Genomic DNA, 22245 nt, shown 5'->3' with positions numbered 1-22245 from the left:
TTCCTCCTTTTAGTTCACGACTTCCTTATCAACCACCAATACAGGATCTTTGTGCAACCATAGAGAAGTAACTGGACACTCTTTTGTAATCGTACCGCATAGAAACTGTTGTATCGCAGATTTCTTTTTTGCTCCACTAGCTTGTACGATCATTGTTCCAGATTGTAATAATTGTCCTATCCCTAACGTAATTCCTTTCGTACGATCAACTTTCTCGTCTGAAAAATATTTTTTCCCAACACTTTGGGTTGATTCGTCTAAATTCACTATATGAGCTTTATCTTCGAAGGACGAACCAGGCTCATTAAAACCTAAGTGACCATTTACTCCAACCCCAAGCAAACTCAGTGTTAATCCTCCATTCTCCTCGATAAATTTATCAGCTTTTTTGCATTCCTCATTTAAATCATCGGCTAAAGGATCAAATGTGTGAAGTTGCTTTAGGTCAATAGGAACCCGATTGAATAAGTTTCTTTTTAAATAGGATAGACAACTGCCTTCATTTTTCGGATCGATTCCAACCCATTCATCTAGTTCAATAAACTTTGCCTGGGATAAATCTATTTCTTTGTTGATTGCTGCTTCTGCAATGATGTTAAGCGTTCCTACGGGTGTATCACCACCTGCAAAGCAATATAACCCATTTGGCTTTTCTTTTAAGACATCTAAAATGAGTTTTGCACAGATCCTACTGACTTCTTGGTAATTTGTCTCAACATAGTATTTTACTTTCATTGTCATTCTCCTTTAAAAAAATTCGGCAGATATTCTTTGTGTGCTAAAAGCATTTCATCAAGTAGTTGCTTTGCTGTCCTATCACTTGGAACTAAGGGATTGATCGTCATCGCTAATAAAGCAGTGTTATAGTCTCCCGTAACAGCTGCTTGGGCCGCTATACGTTCAAAAGACTTAATTTGTTGAACTAGTCCTTTGATAGGAATAGGTAATTCACCTGTAGTCAAAGGGATCGGTCCTTGTTTTGTAATCAAACAATTTACTTCAACCGCTGAATCACAATCGATATCACTGATGGCACCATTATTTCTTGTATTGACCGTTTGAATATCACGTTTGTCATTATAGATGGAATTAATTAAATTACATGCTGCTTCACTATAATAAGCGCCCCCACGTTCTGACAATTGAGGTGGTTTGATTGCTAGATGTTCATCTTTATAAAGTTCAAACAACTCATGTTCGATTTTCTGCACAACTTCTGCACGAGTTCCTTCTTTCTCTGCTGATCGTTTTTGCTCAGACAACATAGTAGCTGTTTGATAGTAATACCTTAAATAGCCGATGGGAATCATGCCAAGTGTTCGGAAAAAATTTGGTTCCCATTCTAAATCAGCAATGTTTTTCAGACCAACTGTATCGCCAGTATCTTGCGTCATCAATGTAAGTACTTTTTGGGTCACATCAATCCCTTTATGATAAATCTTTTTCGCAAAAACCATATGATTTAGCCCAGTAAATTCAACATATAATTCTTGTTTGGGTACTTTTAATGTTTCTGCAATGCCACGTTCTATTCCAATTGGTCCATTACACAAACCTACTACTCTACGCATATTGCTATGGCGTAAGACAGCTTCTGTCACCATGCCAGCTGGATTAGTGAAGTTGATCAGCCATGCTTCTGGGCAAAGGCGCTCCATATCTTTCACTATTTCTAAGATAACAGGAATCGTGCGTAATCCTTTAAAAAGCCCTCCTGGACCATTCGTTTCTTGTCCAATCGTGTCATATGTTAAAGGAATTCTCTCGTCTTTCGCTCGCGCTTCCAAAAGACCTACACGAAATTGCGTCGTAACGAAGTCCGCATCCTTTAATGCCGCTTCACGATCAAGAGTCATATAAATTTTCATTGGAAGGTTCGCTTTTTTTACCATACGTTTAGCAAGTTCCCCAACTATTTCTAATTTCTCTCTTCCTTGTTCAATATCCACAAGCCATAATTCTGAAATCGGTAATTCAGCATATCGTTTAATAAATCCTTCTATCAATTCTGGTGTATAACTTGATCCACCGCCAATTGTTGCAATTTTTATTCCTTTATCCATCCTGAAACACTCCTTTAACTTAACTACATGGTCAGTATAGATTATTTTTATCCCCTTAAATACCGCTTTTAAGTAAACGGTTACAAAAACAGACGATTGACACCGGTTACAATCCTGTTACAATTTGTAACAGGAGGGGATTACTATGTTGTTTCTTGACTATCAACCAGACTTAAATGAAACGGATATTGAGGTATATAAAGCAATTATTTCAGAGGTAAATGCAGTTGCTTCCATGAGTATTCGAGAATTAGCTGAGAAAAGTCATACGAGTACTGCCAGCGTATTACGCTTTTGTAAAAAATTTCGCTGTACCGGTTTTTCTGAATTTAAAATTTACCTTAGTGCGTATCTCGAATCTCTTAAAGAAGAAAAAGAGGTAAAAACACTTGATTTTGAGAGTGAACTCTTGAATTTTTTAGCACGGACACAAGACAAATTCTTTGAAGATAAATTTGATGAGGCAGTTCACTTATTGATGGAAAAAGAGCTGATTATTTTTATTGGCGTAGGCTCCTCAAATGTTGTTGCTGAATATGGTTCTCTTTATTTCTCGTCACTATTTAACATGGCGATTCGCATTGAAGATCCTAGTAATTATCCTATTAATTACCTATCCACTGAGTTAGCAAAAAAAATGTGTATCGTCGCTTTATCCGTTTCCGGCGAGACCACAGAAATCATTCAATATTTAAATCATTTGAATCTATCAGAAAGCTCAGTAATAGGAATTACCAGCAGCTCTAATTCAACACTTTCTAAATTAGCTGATATTTCAATAACCTATAATATTTCGCTAGAAAAAATTAATGAAGCTGATATTACAACCCAGATACCGGCAATGTATATTATTGAAAAGTTAGCCAAAACCGTGAGAAATAGAATGGAAACTCAATAGATTTGTAAAAAAAATTCTTCAGGTAATTCTTTCCGTCTAAACACAAGTTCACCGACCGATATTTCCACAAAAAAAGAGACTCACATACATCTATGTGGTCTCTTTTTGATATACAAATTTGTTCAGTTTATTTGTTTCACTTCCCTTTGGTTTGAGACGACTTCAAAAAATCTTGTGAAGTTTCCTCTTCTCAATCATTTGCCTCTTCATTTCCTATTGTTGAGGTAACTTTCTCATCGATACGTAAAAATGGTAAGTAGATAAAAACACTCACAGCAATGATCGCAATTTGTAAGACTGATGCTCGCCAATCGCCACCAGTTGCTAAAAATCCAGATATGACGGGAGGAGTGGTCCAAGGTATCTGCACGACTACATGATTGATCAAACCAACAGCTGTCGCAAAATATGCAACTGTTAGGGAAAAAATCGGCGCCAATACAAATGGAATAATCAAACTAATATTGAAAACAATTGGTAAACCAAAAATGATTGGTTCACTGATATTAAAAAGTGCTGGAGTTACGGATAATTTTGCAAAGTCTTTGTAATCTTTACGACGACTAAAGATAAAAATAGCAATTAGCAAAGCAATAGTATTTCCTGACCCTCCCATAACAGCAAACGTATCTTTAAATGCCATGTTTATGATATGTGGAATATCTTCCCTATTCGCATAAGCAGCCATATTCTCTTGCATATTTTGAATCAAGAACGGATCGAGAAGTGAACCTGATATCACTGCTTGATGAATTCCAAACCCAAAAAAGAGATTTGCAATTGAGGTAATTAAGAGAAACCCTGGTAAACCTGTCGTTACCCTACTTAAAGGCCCAGTGATTAGAGTAGTAATCAACGAATTAACATCCATATTGAATAATTGATTGACAGCAAATGAACCAATTGCGAAGGTAGTCACGGTAATCATGATTGGAATAAGGACGTTAAAAGACTTCAACACAGCTGGAGGGATATTTCCTGACAATTGAATTTGTAACTTTTTATTATTAGATAACTTAATAAAGAGTTCCGTAGCAGCTAAGCCCACAAAAATTCCAACGAACATTCCTGACGCACCAGTATGAGTGACAGGAATAACCCCACCTACTTCCAGCGCTTCTTGACTTCCTTCTGGTGTAAACATCGTCATCATAGGGGTGAGAACAATAAACGTTGAAATAGCGACTAGAACAGCAGCAATATGATTTGTATAATTTCTGCTAACACACATATGATAAGAAACTGCCGCAACAACTAATAGTGTCGTTATACTTAGCGTTCCATTACTGATGGAAGTCCCGATCTCTTGAATCGTCGTTAATGTTGCTGGATCAATAATATTTCCCATAAATCCTGTTGGCTCTAAAATAACATAGTTGATCAATGTAACAAATCCCGCCAACATCATAAAAGGCATAAAAGTGGCGAAAGCATCCCTTAGTGTTCGAAGATGAATCTGGTTCCCTAACCTTGTGGCTATTATTCCGAACTTTTCAAAAATAGCATCTTTTTTACTCATAATTCCAATCAGTCTCCTTTTTTAGTTGTAAGCGATTGCTTATGGGATGATCATACACCAGCTCTTCTAAAAAGTAAATATCTTTATTTAAAATTATATATCTTTTTTTGAAAGTCAAAAAAAGACCAACGAAATTCGTTAGTCTTCACTTCTCAACAAAAACTGCTTCAAAAATAAAATCTTTGTATAAATGTCTCGAAAGAGAATATTCAAACGGTATACCAGAAGACAATGACACCACTTTGTCTACCTCTATCATAAACTCGCCTGGTTTTACAGAAAGAATTTCCGCATCGAAATCATTTGCCACATCCCCTTTGATCCAAATATGGGAAGATTTAATCTCTAGACTAAGCTCATTTGTAATGTAGCCATATACAGAACGTTTCAAATGCTTTGGTTCTAACCCCGGTATAACAGAAAGTGGCATAAACGTTTGCTCAATAGAATAAGGCTGTTCATCAATAAAACGACTTCTAATAATATTATAGACATACTCTTTTTGATTTATTTCTAAAATTTCTGCAACTTCATTCGATGGCAACTCAATTGAGAACGTATGGATTTCAGAAGTCACATGTTCTTCCCCTACTAAATCAAAAAGACCTTCATTTGGTCCAAACACTTTCGAATTATCAATTGGTCTGCGTAGAACTTCCGTTCCAAATCCACTACGTGTTCGTAAAACTCCCTCTGATACTAGCATATCAATACCTTTCTTCACAGTGAGCTTACTTGTTTGATACTCATGCGCAAGTTCATCGCCCGTAGGTAATTTTTCACCGATTTGATAGGTTCCATTGGCAATTTTTTTCTTTACCTCCGTATAAACCTCCATATATTTTGGCTGTTTCTTCATAACTTACTCCCTCATACTCATCTCTATTACTTATACTTTAACATAAAAATTGTCTTTTTACAGCTAAAACCATACCCACCACAAAAAGATATATATTTTTAATAAAAAGTATTTATTTATATCAAAAGCAATGTTACACTGTTAAAAACGAACAGGAGGAAACGATAATGTCAATACATACTCAGTTAACATTTCCAGCTGACTTTTGGTGGGGATCCGCTTGGTCAGCAGAACAATCTGAAGGGCGTGGAGAAACAGGAAAAGCAGAGACCGTATGGGATCGGTGGTTTCACGAAGAACCTCATCGTTTTTATAAACGAATTGGACCTAGTATTACGACAGACCATATCCATCGTTACCACGAAGATATTCAATTGATGAAACAAACCGGGCACAATTCATTTCGGGTGTCTATCTCATGGGCACGAATGTTTCCAAATGATGGGGTTGGTAAAGCGAACGAGAAAGCGATAGCCTATTATCGAGATCTTTTTACCGAAATGAAAAATAATAATATCAAAGTTTTTGCGAATCTCTATCATTTTGACATGCCAGCAAAATTACAAGATAAAGGGGGATGGGAATCACGTGAAGTTGTTGAAGCTTATGTAAATTTTGCTGATACCTGTTTTCTAGCGTTTGGCGACTTAGTTTATCATTGGTTCACCTTTAACGAACCTTTGGGGCCAATCTTGGGCTCTTATTTAGAAGATTTTCACTATCCAAATCTCATTGATTTTAAACGTGGTGCTCAAGCAGCGTTCTTTACCATATTAGCCCATGCAAAAGCCATTCAAACTTTTAAAAAATACCAGCTATCTAGCAAAATCGGAGTAATTCTCAATTTGAGTCCGACTTTCCCAAGAAGCCAAAATTCAGCAGATAAAAAAGCAGCAGAAATTGCGGATCTTTTTTATACTCGTAGTTTCTTAGATCCCATGGTCAAAGGAGTATTTCCAGAAAAACTAGTCTCTTTGCTGGAGGAATATGACCAATTACCCGTTGATTTCAATGACACAGACCTAAAAATTATTGAAGAGAATACCGCGCAGATACTTGGTCTAAACTACTATGAACCACGCCGTGTCAAAGCAAGAACTTCTGCCGTTAATTTAGAAAGTCCATTCTTACCAGAATGGTTCTTTGAACCGCATATTATGCCTGGTCGTCGAATGAATGAATATCGTGGATGGGAAATCTATGAAAAAGGAATTTATGATTTATGTATGGACATCAAAAATAACTATGGAAATATTGAATCCTTTATCTCAGAAAACGGTATGGGTGTTGCTAATGAAGAACGGTTCATGGATGAAAATGGTCAGGTGATTGATGACTATCGCATTGAATTTATCCAAGATCATCTCGCCTATTTATGGAAAGCAATTCAAGATGGCTGTAATATAAAAGGGTATCATCTATGGACATTCATTGATTGTTGGTCATGGATCAATGCATATAAAAACCGCTACGGCTTAGTTTCTTTAGATTTAGCCACACAGAAACGTACAATAAAGAAAAGTGGCTTGTTTTACAAGGAACTAAGTAAGCAAAACGGTTTTTCCTACGATCTCGAGCGATTGGTAGATTAGCATTCACGAATATGATCGATAGTGATCTGTATAGAAGAAACCTGTTGCCACAACTCCTCTCTAGCACCTTTTAAGAAGGCGACAGGGTTTTATTAGTAAAAAAATAACCGTTTCCTTGCTAAAGTCGACGGTTACTTTTTTGTTATTTTTCACTGTGGCTAGGATACGAAAGAGCAGCACGGCAATAAATGTACCAGAATTTATCTGGAACTTATTAGCCGCTAGTTTCGATAATAATGCTTCCCTTTTCTTTAAACATTGCATTCGTTTTTAGATGTTCGAACACTTTTCAAAAATGACTACATCGAACACCTTATTCCAATTGAGAATAAGGTTTTGCCTATGTCGCTTATCGATTTTGTTTGAAAATATCCTTGTTAAAGTTGAAAAATCACTCTCTTCTTGCTATACTAACTATGTAAAGAGGAGTTGTTGCCACAACCCCTCTGCAGCGCCATTTAAGACGGCGACAGGTTTTTTAACTTAAAAGATAACCGTTTCCCTGTTAAAGTCGACGGTTATTTTTTTTGTCATTTTTCACTGCGGCTAGGATACCAAAGATCAGCATGGCGGTAAATGTACCAAAACTGATCATTAGCCCGATTGCTTCCGCTGTGGACAAAAAGGCTTCTCCTTTCTGAAGAGTTAGTACTTACATTCATAAGCACCACCACCTTTCAAAGATAGCCACCGTCACAAACTTTACTGCAGTCAAATGGTACCATACTTCCATCAATAAAACTTTCAAATGCCAAGGATTTATCGTTATTTTTTTCACGGTGCATGGTCTATTTGCTTTGATTCATTCCATAGAATCGTCAAAATAACCTGCTGTTCTTTCTTCAAGGCTGATCCGCTCTTTCCCGACATTCTCCAGTCCCTTTTCTCAGTCCCAATCAAGGGCCTCCATCAAGAAAAATAGTCAAAAGTCAATATCATTCTATTCACCAAAAACCACTTTTGTTATAGTAACAAAAAGGAGAATGCAGATGAGAAATGAACGAAAAATCATTCAAGATAGCACCCTTGGTGTAGAGGCTTTATTATTTAACGGCATCCAGCAGGGTTTCCTAACCATTGGCACGAATATTATGTGATTGGCTTGATGGAAGCTGGGACGCGTCAATTCACCTGTCAAAATACCTGCTATATCGTTGAAGCAGGCGACTTGATTTTGATTCCGCCAAAGGCTGCCCACCGCTGCCAGCAACTCACGGAGGAAAAGCTGGTTTACCGCAATATCCACTTAACCCCGGAGAACATGGCGGTACAAGTACAAAAAATTTTTAACACTCAATTGACGCCGCACTTTCCTGAACCGGTCATTCGCCAAGTGAAAGAAAAAGAGGAATTTCATGCAGTGCACCAGCTGTTGCTGTCGGATCGCGGCGATGAGTTTGAAAAGCAAGAACGCTTTACTTGTCTCCTTCACGACCTGCTTGTTCAGTATGCGGATTTCACCCACGAACAAACAGATCCGGTTTCAAATAAAGCCGCAGCGGCAAAAGCCTATATCGATCAACATTATGCCGAAAAATTGTCCTTGAGTGAATTAAGTGACGTTCTTGGAATGAATCAGTACGTCTTGATTCGGCAATTTACCAAAGCGTATGGGCTGTCGCCGTTTCAATATTTAAGTACGGTGCGCATCAGTGCTGCCAAGAAAAGACTGGAAGCACAAGAAGCAATTGCAGAAGTCGCTTTTCTGACAGGTTTTAGTGACCAAAGTCATTTTACCCGTATCTTTAAAAGCTTGATTGGGGTCACCCCGAAAGCTTACCAAACAATTTACCAAGAAGATGGAGTGAGAACGTATGAATAACCAAGAAAAATGTGTCATGATTATCGATGAACAATTACCGATTGGCTTAGTTGCAAATACTGCTGCAATTTTAGGCGCAACCTTGGGCAAATTGTTTCCCGAAGGAATCGGAGAAGATATTTACGATTCGACAGGCAGAAAACACCTTGGCATTGTCAACTTTCCCATTCCTATCTTAAAAACGAACAAGGAGCAGTTGCAGACCATTCGTGAATCGATCAGTCAGCAAGCAGATCCAGAAGTAACCATCATTGATTTTTCCGATGTTGCTCAGACCACCAATTCTTACGAGCAATACCGTCAGACGCTTGAGACAATTCCCACAGAAACACTGGCTTATTTTGGTCTTTGTTTAAAAGGCAAGAAAAAGAGTATCAATAAAGTCGCTGGTAGTTTGCCGTTGTATCGGTAAAGCGCTAGTAAGAAAACGGTCGTTTAAAACAAATTTTCTTTTTGTCGGCCGAACAGTCTTCTTGCTATATACGTTATTTATAAACAGTCCTACAAAAAAACAAACACTTTTGAGGTGTTTGTTTTTTTGTAAGAGATTTTCTAGCATACATTTTCTTTCTCTTTGATTTTGCCAAGATCAATTGAAAAAATAAACTACTCTCCTTGATAAATATTCAACCCCACTTCAGTATCTTCTACACAACTGTTCGCTGGTGCTTTAACAATCAGAAAAAGAAAGTAAAAGTCTCCCACACAAGAAGCGGCATGTGCGGCAGCAATCAAGGTGAAAAGAGATGCCGTCAACCAGCCAAATAAATAAAATAGAAAGAGACCCACAGAAATGCCAAGGAATGGCGCCAATAAAATGATGGCAAATTTCCCTTTTGAATAAAAGGAATGGGGACTCGTGGCATATGCTACCCCATTTTTGAACCCAAACTTTACCTTCCCTTTAGGGTCAAAAAGCTTGAAGAAGGCACCATGGATCAATTCATGAATAATGATGAGAATAAAATAAGCAACCATTAAGAGCAAAAGATCGAAAATAAACGAAGTTTCAGCATTTGACCCATGACCACCTAAGACAAAGAGTGTAAAGAACACATAGAAAAAAATAAAACTAGGGATCGCCGCGAGATTCAATCTCTTTATTGTTTTTTGATCATCCATTAAATTGATTTGTTTGAGTAATTTCATCGCTGTTCTCCTTTTCTTTTCGACATTCTTCTTAGTACATGATTTCTATGAATTCCCTTTACCCAACCAACAAGAGCAGCAAACACAAAACCAGTGCCGTTAAAACGAAGAGGAAATTGATCGTTTCTGGCGCACCTTCGATCCTTCTCTTTAATGGCGGAGGACGAAAACTTGGATTCATGCTTTTCGTTTGGTAATCCACGCTGCTTGATAAAAAGCTGTCGGAAGGGATCATAAACACCAAAAGAACGCCATAAATAATGGATGCAGGAATCAGGAGTGAGCATTTGGCTAGGTAACCAATCAGTAGACTCACGATCAAAGGAATAGCTACGTACAAAGCACTTTGGTACAGTGTTCGCCGAATTGGTTTCATAGGGAAGTCTCCTTAGTCAGTAATCATTACGCACAGGCACAAAATAATTTTATTTACTTATCAAATAAATATACCATTGCTTTTAAAGACTGTAAACACGCCAGAAAACCAAGTCGATGCTGCCAAGCGCGGCTACCCAATGCTTGGTGCAAAAAAAGAAGTGGTTTCTTTCCACTTCTTAAAAAGCACTCTCCTTGCCTTTCTATCCTCGCTTAACCTCTCAAGATAATCGGCAAACCGTTTAGTAAACCGTTATACTTACCAGATTGCTTCCTCTCTTCCCTTTGAAAAAGACACGACGCTGGAAAAAGAAGCCTGCGAACATTGTCTCTTTATTAAAACTTCTTCTGAAAAGCATTCGTCTAAAAAAATCATACGGCCTTGTCTCTCCTTTTGGCTTCCTACAACACCTATCCACTTGAGAAAAGACTGCTGAACCTTCTTTAGAAAAGAAAACGTCTCAAGAAAATATAATCGTGCGGTTTCTGCCCTTCCTTTTGGCTTCGTACAATGCTTGATCCGCTTGATAAAAAATTTCTGAAATGTCTAACGTAGGACCTGCTTCTGAAATCCCTGCTGAAAAGTAAAGGGTCAGTTGTGTTCCCTCTAGTTTCAACTGTTCATTGCTTAAGAACAAATGAAATTCTTCAATAATTTTTTTCACTGACACGGAAGTATTCTCTTTAAATAGGACTAAAAATTCTTCGCCACCATACCGATAGACTTCGACTAAATGGGAAGGACTTTTTTGATAGAGAAATGTCGTCAGTTTATCCGAAAAGAAGGTTAAGGCTTGATTGCCGATTTGATGTCCATGGTGATCATTGATCTGCTTAAAATGATCTAAATCCATCATCACCACGACCAGCTGATCCTTCTCGTTTATCACCAATTTTGAAATATCTTCGTTCAAACTACGGAAATTTTTTACCTTCGTCAACTCATCATAATTGCGCTCAATGATCTTCGTATTGATTTTTTCGAGAAAGTTTTTTTGATTCTGCAGATAATACTTCCATAAAGAAACGATTGCCACTGATCCAATCCCTAAAGTGACAGCATCCCAAAGACCAACTTCACGGCGATGAAAAAGCAATGCATTGACCATCGGCGAGACAACCGTAACCACAATCGAAAATAGATAAAAGACAGTATGATTTGTCTGTCCGTAAAATCTTTTCTTTAATAAGCAAGTAATGATTAAAATGATGTAATTTAATCCGATAATAAAGAGCATGGCTCCCCATTCGAATTTATTGATCAATGCAAAAAAAGTTAGCAAGATGACGGGGACCAGCCCAATCAGATATATTTTTTCTTTGAGGATACCAAAATAATAAATAAAGATTGGAATCGTATATTCATACGCAACATAACCGATACTGTTCAAAGAAAATGATATAATAAAGTAGACTTGCGAAATGAACAGAACGACACCGATAAGAATTTTAAATGACAAGCGTAAATTCAATTCTTTGAAGTTCTTGATAAACAGATCATACGAAATGAGCAAGCTTACAACTAAAACAGAATAGATCGCAGCATAAATCAGATGGACAAACACACTATTCCTTCTTTCTTTCATAGATTTTTCTTTAAAATCCTTCGCCCATGATTTTGAAAGGCTCGATTCTTTAACAATGCAGGTAAAGAACTCGATCTTCCTTTCCTGCACTTCATGAAACCAAAAATAAAACTACCCCAGAAAGGAGCAGAAACCAATGTCTGAGAAAATAGAACAAGAACTCTTATCGATATTTCCTCAATTATATTTTGATGCCCAGCCTATCTTTCAAATGAAAGCAGATAGTCAGAAAGTGATTGGCTACGAATTATTATTGAGAAGTACCGAAAGAAATAGGTTTCCCCTTTCCTTCTTCCAGCAAGTGATCAAATACAAAAAGCTACACACTCGCTTACTGCAATGGTACCGAAATGAAATTTTCAGCTTACTTCACCCGAATGAAGAAACAAAAATCAGTCTTAATATCCACCCGCAACAACTCAGCTACCCAGAAACCTTTCTGATGTTAGCTGACTTAGCACCCTACCATGATCGTATTTTGATTGAGATCACCGAAGACGATACGGAACCTTCTATCGCCTGTGATCCCAAGTCTTTTCTTATGAACAAAATCAACCAAATAAAAAAGATGCGCTTTTCTGTCGCATTGGATGATGTAGGGACAGGCATTCATTCACTGACAAATATTGCACCGATGCTGGATAAAATCGATGTGATCAAATTTTCGCCTATCTCGTTGCGAGTGCTGTCCCAAAAGGAGATTTTCTTTTTGATCGACTTCTGGCGAAATATCGCCAGCAATCGTAAAATCCAATTTATTGTCGAAGGGGTCGAAACCTCGGATATCCATGAGTACTTGCTTGAAGAAGAGATTTTTCTTCAACAAGGGTTTTATTTGGACAAACCTTCCCCAGCTAATCAATTAATGCGAAAAAAATAGCCATCGCGTCGTTTATTTTTCTCACTATACGCGATTAAAAATAAACGAATATTAAAAAAATGAACAGATGCCCTTCAAATATAACACAAATAATTTTATTTGCAGAATTTTTACTGATTCGGCATCGTTTTAACGGTGATTTTACATGAGAGGGAGTAGAAACCAAAGCAAAGACCTTTTTCAGATAGATGAATAGACAAAAAGCATTCAAGAAACCAATTCCTGAATGCTTTTTGTCTATTCACCCTTTTTTTCGATACAAACCTTCTATTTCAATCGCTCACCTTTACTAATTGCAGAAACATTAAAAATACTCATCACTTCTTACCAAATCGTTTTGCTAGAAGTGATTCCGGCTATTCCCCTCCTTGATTTATCTCACGTTGAAAACCAGAGAATGCTTCGTTTCCATTCCTAGATTGTAACCGCACAATTCTTTCAGATAAAAGCGATAATCTTTTTCGACGATTCGGATGATCTCGTCATCGGAAAAATCGTCAAATCGCATCATTTCTGTGACTAAAACCAGTTTGGCATCGATTCCCAGAATATCTGGGGTGATCGCCCAAAATGTTTCTGGAGAAATCCCTGCTACCAATTGATCAAGTAACGTTAATTGCTTTTCTACATAAGAGGCTAAGGCACCATTTTCACGATTGGAATCCGTAAATTTCTTTTGAAATCCATCAAGATATTCTATCTTTGAAGTAAATACAGTCAAGCTTCTTTGCTCCTTTCTTTGAGGGGAACAAGCCCCCTTATTTTCTTCCTAAGTCTCAGCCTATTCTTTCTCGTTATCTATTCACTACTTTTTCTAGCTACTGAAAAAACACCAAGGTCCAGTAGTCAATGAAGAATATCCAGCAACCCTCTGACCAGCTGCTTGTAATGCTCTTTTTGATCCTTCGCCTCATCTTCTGCCTTGATTGAAAGACTTTGCTCAATTGCTTCTTGAGGCATCAACAAATGGGTGTTCAAATTTGAGATGTACGAGACGCATTCTTCCAACAACTGATACTCTTTTTGTAGGACACTAGGTACTTTATACGTACGAAAAATGAACAAATAGCGAGCATTCGCTTTTATTTCTTCTATGTGATTATTTTCTAATAAGTAACGCATCTTATCTATTTGTTCCCCTTGGGGATAGGGGCTAGAATCTGCAGTCAGCAGATGATAATAGTAGCCAATATATTCACTATTTATGATGGTTCTTTCAAACGCTTCTTTCCTGATCTTCATCTTCTGTATCCTTTCAAAACTATCACTGACCTCACTTATACAGCGTTTGTGGTATCACTAAGGACTGCTTACCTTTTTGATTCATTTTTTATCCGCTCTACTCTTTCATTAAAAAAGAGAAACTGTAAGTTTTCCTCACAGTTTCTCCTTTACGCTTCTAGCGATGACGATAGTTAAGGAGCGACGCTTTCACCGTGCTTCTTTTTTCTTGTCGCTGCAATGACAAACAGTACTAAGAGTGCATACCCAAGGATGATCAAACGAGTGGTGTTTGAAGAACCTGTTTGCGGTAATTTCCCTTGTCCGATTTGAGAAGCATCTGCGACGATCGTTTTCTTATTGTCATCGTCTGCTTCTTCCTCTTCCTTCGCTGTTTCACCAATTCGACCAGTCACAGTGACCTGCCCTGTTGTCGCCTCTGCGACAACGGTTTCTGATAGCTCCCAGACAGTCAGAGCCAGTAATGCAGCGATGAAAAAAATGATTCTTTTTCGTTTTTTCATACGATAGATCCCTTCTTTACTGGGATTTCAGTTTTTAGTCTTCCTCTACATCCGGCGCAAAACTCAAGACCAATTTGAAACTTGGGTTTGATTCTTCTGATGCATTGACAGGAGTTGCTTCACCAGTGAACGCAAACGTCCCTTCATTCGTTCCTTGGTTGCCTTCAAGGGTAAACAATTCTGTTTCTGTTACAGTTGGTGTGCCGTTTTCAAACAACTCAATCCCGTTTACGTTTAACAAGTCTACTTCAGACATATTCAATGGTGTATCAACACCTGCAACAGAAGCGATCACACCAACTGCTGAGTTATTTGTCACTGTGTACGTAGGCGAAACGATCTCTGTATGACTTGACGCTTCTGTCGTATAGAACAAAGCAGTCGTTGGAATCGTTACATTGATCCATTGGTTCAAATCATCGGGATTTGGTCCAGGTGTTGTATTATCGAATTCACCGATGATCCCGTTTACTTGGACATCTCCTGACGTATCGCCTTCACGTCCGTCAATAGTTTGTGTCGCAAAAGCGGTGGTGCCGCTTGCGATTACTCCTGCGATCGTTGCTGTACTTAGAATAGCTGCTACAAATTTTTTCATTTTTATTTCCTCACTTTTCCTTTTTTTAATTCTTAACGATAATCGTTAATTCAGCTTCAGTGACCCCTTGTTTTTCTTTGCTTTCAGGGTCGTAAATATTGATGGTGGCTTTGGCAGGATACTCGCCTTTTGCCAATGGTGTCGCTAAGGCGACATTTTCAACAAATTGATTTGGATAGATCGCACCGGAAGAATAGATGACTTCCCCGCTCGCCAGTAAAGAGATGTCCACGGCGATTGGGTACACATTGGTGCCTGGATTAACGATTTCGATGGATCCCGTGCTTTGACCATCTTCAAAAATGGCTTCTGGATTGATTTGCAGGGTGAAATAATTCGCATCTGCAATTTCCTGGGCCCGTTCAGATAATCGCTGATCGGTGGCATCGCCAGATTCAGGCAAAAGGTCTGCACTGATCAACGGAACCGCTTCTTTTGATTGATAGAAATAGTACCCGAGTCCACCGGCAAGTACGGCCAATAGCAACAACCACCAGAGCCATTTCCGTCGTTTTTTGTTTTCGGTTTGATTCGTTTGCTCCAATGGATTCACCTCCTTCACATTTGGTACGATCTTTTTTTTTTTAGTCTCGTGGAACAAAGCGTAAGACGATGCGATAATTCGGTACAAGCAAGTCTTCATAATACCCGCCTTGATCGGCTTCTGAATCAACGACCCACTGGGGATAGTCCCCATAGAAATCCCCTGTTAAGGAAATCGGCACGCGGCTTCTTTCTTCTAAGCGAACCAAGTGTTGTTCTTCCATCGCTTCATAGAGTTGAATCTGGGTTTCTTCCGTTTTTAGGTTCAGTCGCAACAGCGGGGTTGAGATATCGTCATAAGTAAGGGTTGGGTCTTCCTCTTCGCTTTCACTTTCAGCGTAATCGAGGGGATCTTCTCCCGCTTCTAACAAGACGATTCCGGCACTATCATCGATCGCCAATTGATTGATATAGGTATCCACAGCAAGTGGCGATTGATTGCGGATCTCATACGCTTGGCTTTCAAAATTACGATTCGATTCCGCCGTATTGTACAAGGATTCAAAGACCATTTTGGTCGGGATCGTCACTCGCATATGCTCCAGTTTCGATGTCACATCGATACCGATGGTCATCTGGTAGGCTTTATTCCCCACCTCAAGAACAGCGAAGTAACTGCCGTCTTCGTCCACTTCTCGTGTAAGATCCGTTTCTACGATGCGAAAGTCATCCGTCATATCCGCTTCCGTCAACACATTTACGGCTTGCGCGCGACTTTCTTGAAGGATCAAAGCATCTAATTCTTCTTGCGTGCTTAATTCATTAATTTTATAGCGATCTAGGGTGATATTGTATGCTTCAAAATTCACACCTTTAATCACGGTTTGACGAGCGGTCACATCGACATAGGTCTCAATCGAAGGTTTCGATAAGAAAATCGACACTTCTGTCTCTGTTTCCAATCGCTCATTTTCTCTTAAGGGAATGCGGAAATAGCGATACAGCTGATTTTCATCCCGATAGTCGCCCCATTCGATTCGTTCAGAGTTTTTGTCCAATTCGACGATTTCTCCATCGGTATTTGTATAAGAGATCAAGGTGACATCGGTATCCTCGTACATGGAACCAGTGATTTCAGTCGACTGATCACTCAATGCATCAATTCTGGCAATGAGGCCTTCTGGTTCTGAAAAACGAATCTTATTGAAGTTATTCTTAGCAATCACTTGGTAAATATCCGTTTGTTTTTCCAGACTTTCCAAAGAACCCTCTAATTGCTCGCCACTCAGTAATCTGGAACGCGCTTCGCCATTTCCTGTGCCGCCATAAGGGAATGTATTCCCCCCATTTCGATTGATTCGCATCGTTCCGGAAATATTGATAAATTCTTCTGTTGGTTCATCTAAAGAAGCATTTTCCCAAACTGCTAGTTTTTGACTCGCAACATTGATTCTCAAACCGTTCGCAACCGTATTTTGTGCAGATCGTATCAAACGCTGCAATTGCGCATTGGCTTGACCAGTTCTTGTCGTAGGATGACTAATTTCAAACAAATTCACATTGTTTATATTCAATCGTGCATTGGCAAGTCTGAAATAAAGAACTTCAGATTTATTTCTTATGGTTTCCAATACAACCGTAGAATCTTCTCCTGCCGAAAATGAATTCCGCACATTGACTAACGGGCGATTGATAAATTCCGCCGATGTTCCCATGCCTGTCCGATTATCGGTCATGGAAAAATTAGCTCTGGCCCCTACTGTGATATTCGCAAATGAATTCGAATGATTGCTTGAGGCATTGCCTCCCGCCTGAGTATTTAAACCTCTCGCAACACCTTTAAATGTTGCCTCATCATTGAGAATGAAATTAGAGGAAGTCGTTACTCTAAAGATTCCTCCAGATTGATCCACGTCGAGGGTAGCCCCTTTACCAATCCGAACAAATGAATTACTAGCAGTCAACCAAATAAATCGGGAATCTGAAGTCGTTCGATCTCTTCTTGACGTCATGGTAGCATTGTCTTGCAACTCCACTCTTTGTGATACTCGGATTCTGGAATAATTTTGACTTGTTGCTGAATTTTGAATCGCCGTCGTTGTTGGCTCTGTCAAATGCACTTCAGCATGTTGCGCAAGCGTAACTGAACGAACAGTGGTGTTTCCTGTCATTCCTCTAGCAGCGTTTATTCTCGTATAGGAATTTTCGCCGAATAACAGATCTGTTGTTCCGACTCCCTGTAGAAATCGTCCACCAGTATCAACTTCGACTTTACTTCCTTCTTCCATCGTAAATTTCGAATTCGCCAAGGTTAAACGAAAAACGGCTCGTGCAGCTTGTCGCGTTGTATGATTGACCGTTACTTCCGCTTCACGACCTAGTTTGATTTCTTCTCTAAACCGGAAAAAATCAACATTTGCATTGCTTCGTCCAGAAACGGTGATTTCAGAGTGATCGCCCACATGCAACCGGCGAATGGTTGAAGAAGCAGCAGATGAGGTACCACCGGTAAAGCCTTGTGCGGTTTGTAGGCTGATCGTATTTGCTTCACCAATATAGATATCTGTTGTGCTGCGACCAGTCACCAATGGTCCTACTTGATTGAGGGTGATGGTTGCATTTGCTTCTGACAAAAATTGTGAAGCCGTCGACGTTGAACCCAGTGCAATGAAAGGATTGGCTGCTGATGATGTGCGAGAATAATTGATCGCTGCTTTTTCTCCTAGGAAGAAACGTCGTTGCACGGAAAAAGAATTGGCTGCTGTGCTCGTTGAATGCTCAGCAACATTGATTTCAGCCCCTTCAAGCAGCTCAAATTGATCGACCATCGTTCCAGCGGTAAAGCCATTCCCTAATACGCCCGTTAGTTTTGAGTATTTCCCTAAAGTGACATGGGACAAACTTGCGTTGACAAACGCCCCTCGCTGGTTCACGGCTATTTCAGAATAGTCACCAATGGTGATTTTCCCGTTGCTTGATGCTAAGCCGATGACGACATTCGATGTACTTGCTGAAGAGGTCGTTCGCGTTCTCGGCACGTCAATTGTTGTATGACTTCCGATTTGAACCGAAGACGTTGCGAAAAAGGTTCGATACGCTTGACCAACAGTGGCATTACTAGGTTCACTTATGGTTATATCCACCTGATCACCAATCGCAATACTGTTGACTGCTACGTTGCCATTAAACCCGTTGCTATGCTGATTGTTCATTTTCACGTGGTCTTGAATCACTATCGTGGTACTAGCCACACCCGTAAACATCGGTCCATGCTGCGATATTCGCGTTTGTGTATTCTCCCCAAAATCGATGGAGGAATTTGCACTTTGGAGCTGGATAAAAGCTCCGGTCGTTGTGCCCGTCCGCGTTCCTTCAATAATGGTAGGTTGGTCCGCGGTACTATTTTCAACGATGAAGCGGTGTCCGACATTGATGGCGGGCGTCCCGCTGACCGTCCCGTACTCAGATAATTTTAACTGACTCCCTGCTTGTAACCTTACTTCGCCTAGCGTGCTGGTGGAATTACCAGAAAGCCCCTGTCCCGTGCCAACATCTAGTGTTGCCCCGGTTGCTAGCGTCAACCGACTATCTTGATTGGCATTTGGTAGGGAAACCATTGCGCCAGATTGGCGAATCGTGGTCATACTTCCTTGACCAAAATCAAGGCTTGCTGCGGTACCTGTCATGTGAAAGACAGTGCCAGTATTGCTGTTGGTACTTCGGGTGACAGAAATTTCAGCTTGGCTAGCGACTGCTACTTGATTCATTTCAAAGATTGGTGTGGCATTTGATGAGCGATGATTGATCGTCAATTGGCCTTCGACCAAGAGTCCTTCAGCCGTGAATAACGTTGGAATGGAAGACGTCGCTGTCGTCACCACATTGGTTCCTTTGAAATGAAGATGTGCTTGGTTGTTATTCACCACGCGTCCTGCGTTAGTGGTCAGCTCCAGTTGGGTATCTTCAAAGGTAATCGTTGAAGCCCCAGTTGTTTGAGCCAGCCCTTGCGCCGACTGAATGCCTTGTTGTTGCACCCCTTGCCAAGTCAGTTGAACAGGTGCCGCAAACTGCATCAGGTTCTCTGCCGCCGTCTGCGAAACGATCACAGGTGTATCTTGACTACGAAAAGTAACGTCTGCCCGTTGGATACCACTGATTGGCTCAGTTAATGCCAAGTTGTTGGCAAAAGTAAGCACCAAGGATTGATCATTGGCGATTTCTTCGTAATGATACTCCGTGCCATCTTCATCGGTGAAGGATTCCCCAAGTAAAATTGCCCGCAATTGCGCCTCACTTGCTACAGTCAATGCGACCGCTGAAGCTTCAGCATCAAACCTTTCGACTTGCTCATTCTCAGCTTCTGTTTCCGCTTCATCTTCTGAGCTATCTGGCGTTTCTGCTTCGGGCAGTGCTTCATTTTCCTCTGCTTCTTCTTGGCTAGCTGTCGTGGAATCATCCGTGGCTTCCGAAGAAGATTGTTCTTCACTGCTTTCTTCGGTTGTTTCTTGGTCTTCCGATCGATCAGCAGAATTAGTGGTTTCCTCAGTTGAGGAGTGTTGCGTCTCTTCAGAAAGTGACTCTGTTTCTGCATAAGCAACTTGCTGGAACGCCAGCGTCGTGTTGACCGCCGTGCTGCTTAGTAGGAATACTGCAGAAAACAATGTAAGTAGTTTCATCATATCCTCCTTTCTTCAAGTCTTTGGTGCATCAAGAAGGTTGAAGCTAAGAAACAGCCTCCTCCTTTTCGCACAAAGTTGTCTCAATATTCTTCGTTTTTGGGGGAACGACAAAAAAAGACATTTGGACGAATCAAATGTCTGAAGAAAGTTGTTAGATTGGGTTTTTGTAAAATAATATCTACATACGAGTTCCGATTTCTTAAAAACGAAGGTTATTGAGACGAAAAAAACTGTAAGTGTATCACGCGTGGTCCTTACTAAACTAAGAATAGCGTGGTCCTTTAGCAAAAGAAAATCATTATTTTCATAAACACCTGAAATAGATGAATAAATAACCTACCTCTTTCACTGTGTGAAAGGTACGGGAATGGGTTTAAAAAAGCGGTTTTTGATACGGGTTTATTTTCCGTTCAAGATGTTCCCAATCTCGATCATCTGGAAGAGATTTTAATAATAAATAATCTGTTTTGACTTTGTAATCGACGAGATAGCGATTGTAATTGGTCACGATCAAATCAATATGTGATCCATTTAGCGTCTTCTTTGTTAAATATTGCAGCTGCACAAAGGTCAACTCGTGCTTGCTGCCAAACCGCTGGATTGCTCGAGTTTGAATGTGCTGGCACACAAAATGATCTCCTTCTAGGAGAAAATAAATGGTTTTTGCTGGTGCGTAATAATCGAAAATCAACTCGCTATAAATTGTTAAACTGACACAGATGTCTTCTAAGTAAGCACTAGACAAAGAGAGTTTTTTGCTCTGCTCCTTAAGAAATTGTAAGTTCTTTTGATAATTCTCGCTGTTGGAACGCATGATCACTTCTTTGATATCATCCATTTCCTTGTTCAAAACCGGCGCAATCGCATGGTTTATTTTCCTCGATAAAAAGAAAGAACGTAAAAACGTCGCCACCGTAATGGCTTGCTCTTTGGGCACATCATGGTTCTGCAGAAACAATTCGGCCACGTTTGCAATCGCTGTACCTTGATGAAACTGACGGTAAAATTTTTGCTCTCGTTCTTCTTGATCCAAGGTTCGCTTACACAGGGTGACCAAGTAAATCCAAGCAAATTCTTCTTTGGGCAACTGGGTCTGATAGATTTCTTCAATGCCTTTTTTCAAGGAATAAAGTTTGGCGAAACTATTCCCTTTATACGCTTGCCTGACCAGTTCTTTGGGCACAGTGATATGATAGCCAAGGCTCGCGCGTTTGATGGCAATATAAAACGTATAGTAAAACGCTGCGGGGGTCGCCCCAGATCCGATTTCATAATAGCCGAACTTGTCCTCCAATTGACCTAAGATCAAATCATGCAAGGCTTGATCTGGAACCAACGTATAGATCGTTTCGACCCCTTCATAATAAAAATCTTTGAAAAACTTACGTAAGTTGGCTTCGCTTCCTTCAATCGTTAAAGGATTGGAGGTCCATTGTAAGCCATAGCTTTTCAAAATAGGGTTGCGCTGATTAAGTAAGCGCCGAAATGTACTCTCTGAAAAATGGTAATGATGTGCTAGCTCATCCACCTTAGCTAACTTGCCATGAAAGATATTCCCGATAATTTCAAATAAGCATTCATTTTTTAACAAACTTTGTTTTCTTTTTTGATATTCTGTAGGCTTTTTCTCTTCGAAAACAAACCCGCTATTGCCGGAAACAAGAACTATACTGTCCCCAAAATATTCTTTCATGTATTTGATATCATTGGCAATCGTCCGCTGAGTTACCTGATTGCGCTCAGCTAAGTCGCCAATCGTAAACACCCGATCTCGCTCAATCGTACTCAACAGCCGAAACAACCGCGCGGTTGTGCGGTTGCTGATGAAGGCCAATTGCAGCTCTCTCATCCACTCCACTCCTTTTTCAAGAGATTCTTTTCTATACTATTACATAAATAGACCACTATTTGGTAATTATATACTCAAATTTACAGTATTTTTATCAAAAAACCTACTAATAATGAAAAAAATAGCGTTCTGAATTTTATTTTCTAAC

20 protein-coding genes are annotated in these 22245 nt (G+C 39.6%); 5 read left to right on the top strand and 15 right to left on the bottom strand.

The features are described from left to right. Positions 1 to 9: 9 nt before the first annotated feature. Both IGJ74_RS02780 and IGJ74_RS02775 read right to left on the bottom strand, forming a co-directional pair. Positions 10 to 735 (bottom strand): glucosamine-6-phosphate deaminase, encoded by a 726-nt coding sequence (locus tag IGJ74_RS02780; protein WP_034871903.1) that lies wholly within the window; start codon positions 733 to 735, stop codon positions 10 to 12. A 2-nt stretch (positions 736 to 737) separates the two neighbouring features. Next, positions 738 to 2063: a 6-phospho-beta-glucosidase gene (locus tag IGJ74_RS02775; RefSeq protein WP_016611333.1), complete on the bottom strand. Its 1326-nt coding sequence runs from the start codon at positions 2061 to 2063 to the stop codon at positions 738 to 740. A 145-nt stretch (positions 2064 to 2208) separates the two neighbouring features. Between IGJ74_RS02775 and IGJ74_RS02770 the strand changes: the two genes are divergently transcribed. Then, positions 2209 to 2961 (top strand): MurR/RpiR family transcriptional regulator, encoded by a 753-nt coding sequence (locus tag IGJ74_RS02770; RefSeq protein ID WP_005232077.1) that lies wholly within the window; start codon positions 2209 to 2211, stop codon positions 2959 to 2961. A gap of 190 nt (positions 2962 to 3151) precedes the next feature. On the opposite strand, the gene IGJ74_RS02765 is transcribed toward IGJ74_RS02770, so the two are convergent. Together IGJ74_RS02765 and IGJ74_RS02760 are read right to left on the bottom strand one after the other, a co-directional pair. Then, positions 3152 to 4480, bottom strand: a complete 1329-nt coding sequence (locus tag IGJ74_RS02765; protein WP_005227522.1) for a PTS sugar transporter subunit IIC — start codon at positions 4478 to 4480, stop codon at positions 3152 to 3154. A gap of 145 nt (positions 4481 to 4625) precedes the next feature. After that, positions 4626 to 5339, bottom strand: coding sequence for a GntR family transcriptional regulator (locus tag IGJ74_RS02760; protein WP_008377910.1), 714 nt, complete (start codon positions 5337 to 5339; stop codon positions 4626 to 4628). Between the two features lie 167 nt (positions 5340 to 5506). Here IGJ74_RS02760 and IGJ74_RS02755 point away from each other — a divergent pair, with 167 nt between their 5' ends. Next, complete coding sequence (locus tag IGJ74_RS02755; protein WP_016619910.1) at positions 5507 to 6931, top strand: glycoside hydrolase family 1 protein; 1425 nt, start codon at positions 5507 to 5509, stop codon at positions 6929 to 6931. Positions 6932 to 7436: 505 nt separating this feature from the next. Here the strand turns inward: IGJ74_RS02755 and IGJ74_RS02750 are convergent. Further along, a complete protein-coding gene (locus IGJ74_RS02750) occupies positions 7437 to 7553 on the bottom strand; it encodes a putative holin-like toxin (protein WP_080646931.1) in 117 nt (38 codons plus the stop codon). Positions 7554 to 8036: 483 nt separating this feature from the next. Between IGJ74_RS02750 and IGJ74_RS02745 the strand changes: the two genes are divergently transcribed. Next, positions 8037 to 8753, top strand: a complete 717-nt coding sequence (locus tag IGJ74_RS02745; protein ID WP_255324141.1) for an AraC family transcriptional regulator — start codon at positions 8037 to 8039, stop codon at positions 8751 to 8753. After that, entirely contained in the window at positions 8746 to 9165 is a 420-nt protein-coding gene (locus tag IGJ74_RS02740; protein ID WP_005232083.1) for a DUF2000 domain-containing protein, read from the top strand. The genes IGJ74_RS02745 and IGJ74_RS02740 overlap by 8 nt, the downstream gene beginning before the upstream one ends. Before the next feature lie 194 nt (positions 9166 to 9359). On the opposite strand, the gene IGJ74_RS02735 is transcribed toward IGJ74_RS02740, so the two are convergent. The 3 genes from IGJ74_RS02735 to IGJ74_RS02725 all read right to left on the bottom strand — a co-directional run bounded on the left by IGJ74_RS02735 (position 9360) and on the right by IGJ74_RS02725 (position 11863). Beyond that, the gene (locus tag IGJ74_RS02735) at positions 9360 to 9902 is read right to left on the bottom strand and encodes a DUF3267 domain-containing protein (protein WP_005231440.1); all 543 of its coding nucleotides are present in this window, start codon (positions 9900 to 9902) and stop codon (positions 9360 to 9362) included. Positions 9903 to 9960: 58 nt separating this feature from the next. Then, complete coding sequence (locus IGJ74_RS02730) at positions 9961 to 10278, bottom strand: hypothetical protein (RefSeq protein WP_008377898.1); 318 nt, start codon at positions 10276 to 10278, stop codon at positions 9961 to 9963. A 460-nt stretch (positions 10279 to 10738) separates the two neighbouring features. Then, complete coding sequence (locus IGJ74_RS02725) at positions 10739 to 11863, bottom strand: GGDEF domain-containing protein (RefSeq protein WP_225869344.1); 1125 nt, start codon at positions 11861 to 11863, stop codon at positions 10739 to 10741. Positions 11864 to 11999: 136 nt separating this feature from the next. On the opposite strand from IGJ74_RS02725, the gene IGJ74_RS02720 reads away from it, so the two are divergent. Then, entirely contained in the window at positions 12000 to 12743 is a 744-nt protein-coding gene (locus IGJ74_RS02720; protein WP_061053741.1) for an EAL domain-containing protein, read from the top strand. A gap of 373 nt (positions 12744 to 13116) precedes the next feature. Here the strand turns inward: IGJ74_RS02720 and IGJ74_RS02715 are convergent, their stop codons facing one another. From IGJ74_RS02715 to IGJ74_RS02685, 7 genes are all read right to left on the bottom strand, one after another. After that, positions 13117 to 13464, bottom strand: coding sequence for a DUF7006 family protein (locus tag IGJ74_RS02715; protein WP_016611346.1), 348 nt, complete (start codon positions 13462 to 13464; stop codon positions 13117 to 13119). Positions 13465 to 13589: 125 nt separating this feature from the next. Further along, on the bottom strand, positions 13590 to 13985 hold the full coding sequence (locus IGJ74_RS02710; protein ID WP_061053740.1) for a hypothetical protein: 396 nt from the start codon (positions 13983 to 13985) through the stop codon (positions 13590 to 13592). Positions 13986 to 14158: 173 nt separating this feature from the next. Continuing rightward, the gene (locus IGJ74_RS02705) at positions 14159 to 14488 is read right to left on the bottom strand and encodes an LPXTG cell wall anchor domain-containing protein (protein WP_086332999.1); all 330 of its coding nucleotides are present in this window, start codon (positions 14486 to 14488) and stop codon (positions 14159 to 14161) included. 34 nt (positions 14489 to 14522) lie between these two features. Beyond that, complete coding sequence (locus IGJ74_RS02700) at positions 14523 to 15086, bottom strand: hypothetical protein (protein WP_008377887.1); 564 nt, start codon at positions 15084 to 15086, stop codon at positions 14523 to 14525. Positions 15087 to 15111: 25 nt separating this feature from the next. Continuing rightward, complete coding sequence (locus IGJ74_RS02695; protein WP_087664491.1) at positions 15112 to 15630, bottom strand: hypothetical protein; 519 nt, start codon at positions 15628 to 15630, stop codon at positions 15112 to 15114. Between the two features lie 40 nt (positions 15631 to 15670). Next, positions 15671 to 20248 carry a hypothetical protein gene (locus tag IGJ74_RS02690; RefSeq protein ID WP_430608681.1) on the bottom strand — a complete coding sequence of 1526 codons (4578 nt, stop codon included), beginning with the start codon at positions 20246 to 20248 and terminating at the stop codon, positions 15671 to 15673. Positions 20249 to 20621: 373 nt separating this feature from the next. Further along, the gene (locus IGJ74_RS02685; protein ID WP_087664886.1) at positions 20622 to 22097 is read right to left on the bottom strand and encodes a helix-turn-helix domain-containing protein; all 1476 of its coding nucleotides are present in this window, start codon (positions 22095 to 22097) and stop codon (positions 20622 to 20624) included. Positions 22098 to 22245 lie beyond the last annotated feature (148 nt).

Origin of the sequence: Enterococcus sp. AZ009 (genome assembly GCF_050548785.1) — a bacterium.
Taxonomy (GTDB): Bacteria; Bacillota; Bacilli; order Lactobacillales; family Enterococcaceae; genus Enterococcus_D; species Enterococcus_D entomosocium.
This window is presented reverse-complemented; position numbering and strand designations above follow the sequence as displayed.

Bases quoted from the DNA above. Each gene is read 5' to 3' on its own strand.
- IGJ74_RS02730 (WP_008377898.1), bottom strand. From the start codon at position 10,278: ATGAAACCAATTCGGCGAACACTGTACCAAAGTGCTTTGTACGTAGCT.
- IGJ74_RS02705 (WP_086332999.1), bottom strand. From the start codon at position 14,488: ATGAAAAAACGAAAAAGAATCATTTTTTTCATCGCTGCATTACTGGCT.
- IGJ74_RS02765 (WP_005227522.1), bottom strand. From the start codon at position 4,480: ATGAGTAAAAAAGATGCTATTTTTGAAAAGTTCGGAATAATAGCCACA.
- IGJ74_RS02725 (WP_225869344.1), bottom strand. From the start codon at position 11,863: ATGAAAGAAAGAAGGAATAGTGTGTTTGTCCATCTGATTTATGCTGCG.
- IGJ74_RS02685 (WP_087664886.1), bottom strand. From the start codon at position 22,097: ATGAGAGAGCTGCAATTGGCCTTCATCAGCAACCGCACAACCGCGCGG.
- IGJ74_RS02755 (WP_016619910.1), top strand. From the start codon at position 5,507: ATGTCAATACATACTCAGTTAACATTTCCAGCTGACTTTTGGTGGGGA.
- IGJ74_RS02690 (WP_430608681.1), bottom strand. From the start codon at position 20,248: ATGATGAAACTACTTACATTGTTTTCTGCAGTATTCCTACTAAGCAGC.
- IGJ74_RS02770 (WP_005232077.1), top strand. From the start codon at position 2,209: ATGTTGTTTCTTGACTATCAACCAGACTTAAATGAAACGGATATTGAG.
- IGJ74_RS02710 (WP_061053740.1), bottom strand. From the start codon at position 13,985: ATGAAGATCAGGAAAGAAGCGTTTGAAAGAACCATCATAAATAGTGAA.
- IGJ74_RS02720 (WP_061053741.1), top strand. From the start codon at position 12,000: ATGTCTGAGAAAATAGAACAAGAACTCTTATCGATATTTCCTCAATTA.
- IGJ74_RS02700 (WP_008377887.1), bottom strand. From the start codon at position 15,086: ATGAAAAAATTTGTAGCAGCTATTCTAAGTACAGCAACGATCGCAGGA.
- IGJ74_RS02775 (WP_016611333.1), bottom strand. From the start codon at position 2,063: ATGGATAAAGGAATAAAAATTGCAACAATTGGCGGTGGATCAAGTTAT.
- IGJ74_RS02735 (WP_005231440.1), bottom strand. From the start codon at position 9,902: ATGAAATTACTCAAACAAATCAATTTAATGGATGATCAAAAAACAATA.
- IGJ74_RS02745 (WP_255324141.1), top strand. From the start codon at position 8,037: ATGGAAGCTGGGACGCGTCAATTCACCTGTCAAAATACCTGCTATATC.
- IGJ74_RS02780 (WP_034871903.1), bottom strand. From the start codon at position 735: ATGAAAGTAAAATACTATGTTGAGACAAATTACCAAGAAGTCAGTAGG.
- IGJ74_RS02740 (WP_005232083.1), top strand. From the start codon at position 8,746: ATGAATAACCAAGAAAAATGTGTCATGATTATCGATGAACAATTACCG.
- IGJ74_RS02760 (WP_008377910.1), bottom strand. From the start codon at position 5,339: ATGAAGAAACAGCCAAAATATATGGAGGTTTATACGGAGGTAAAGAAA.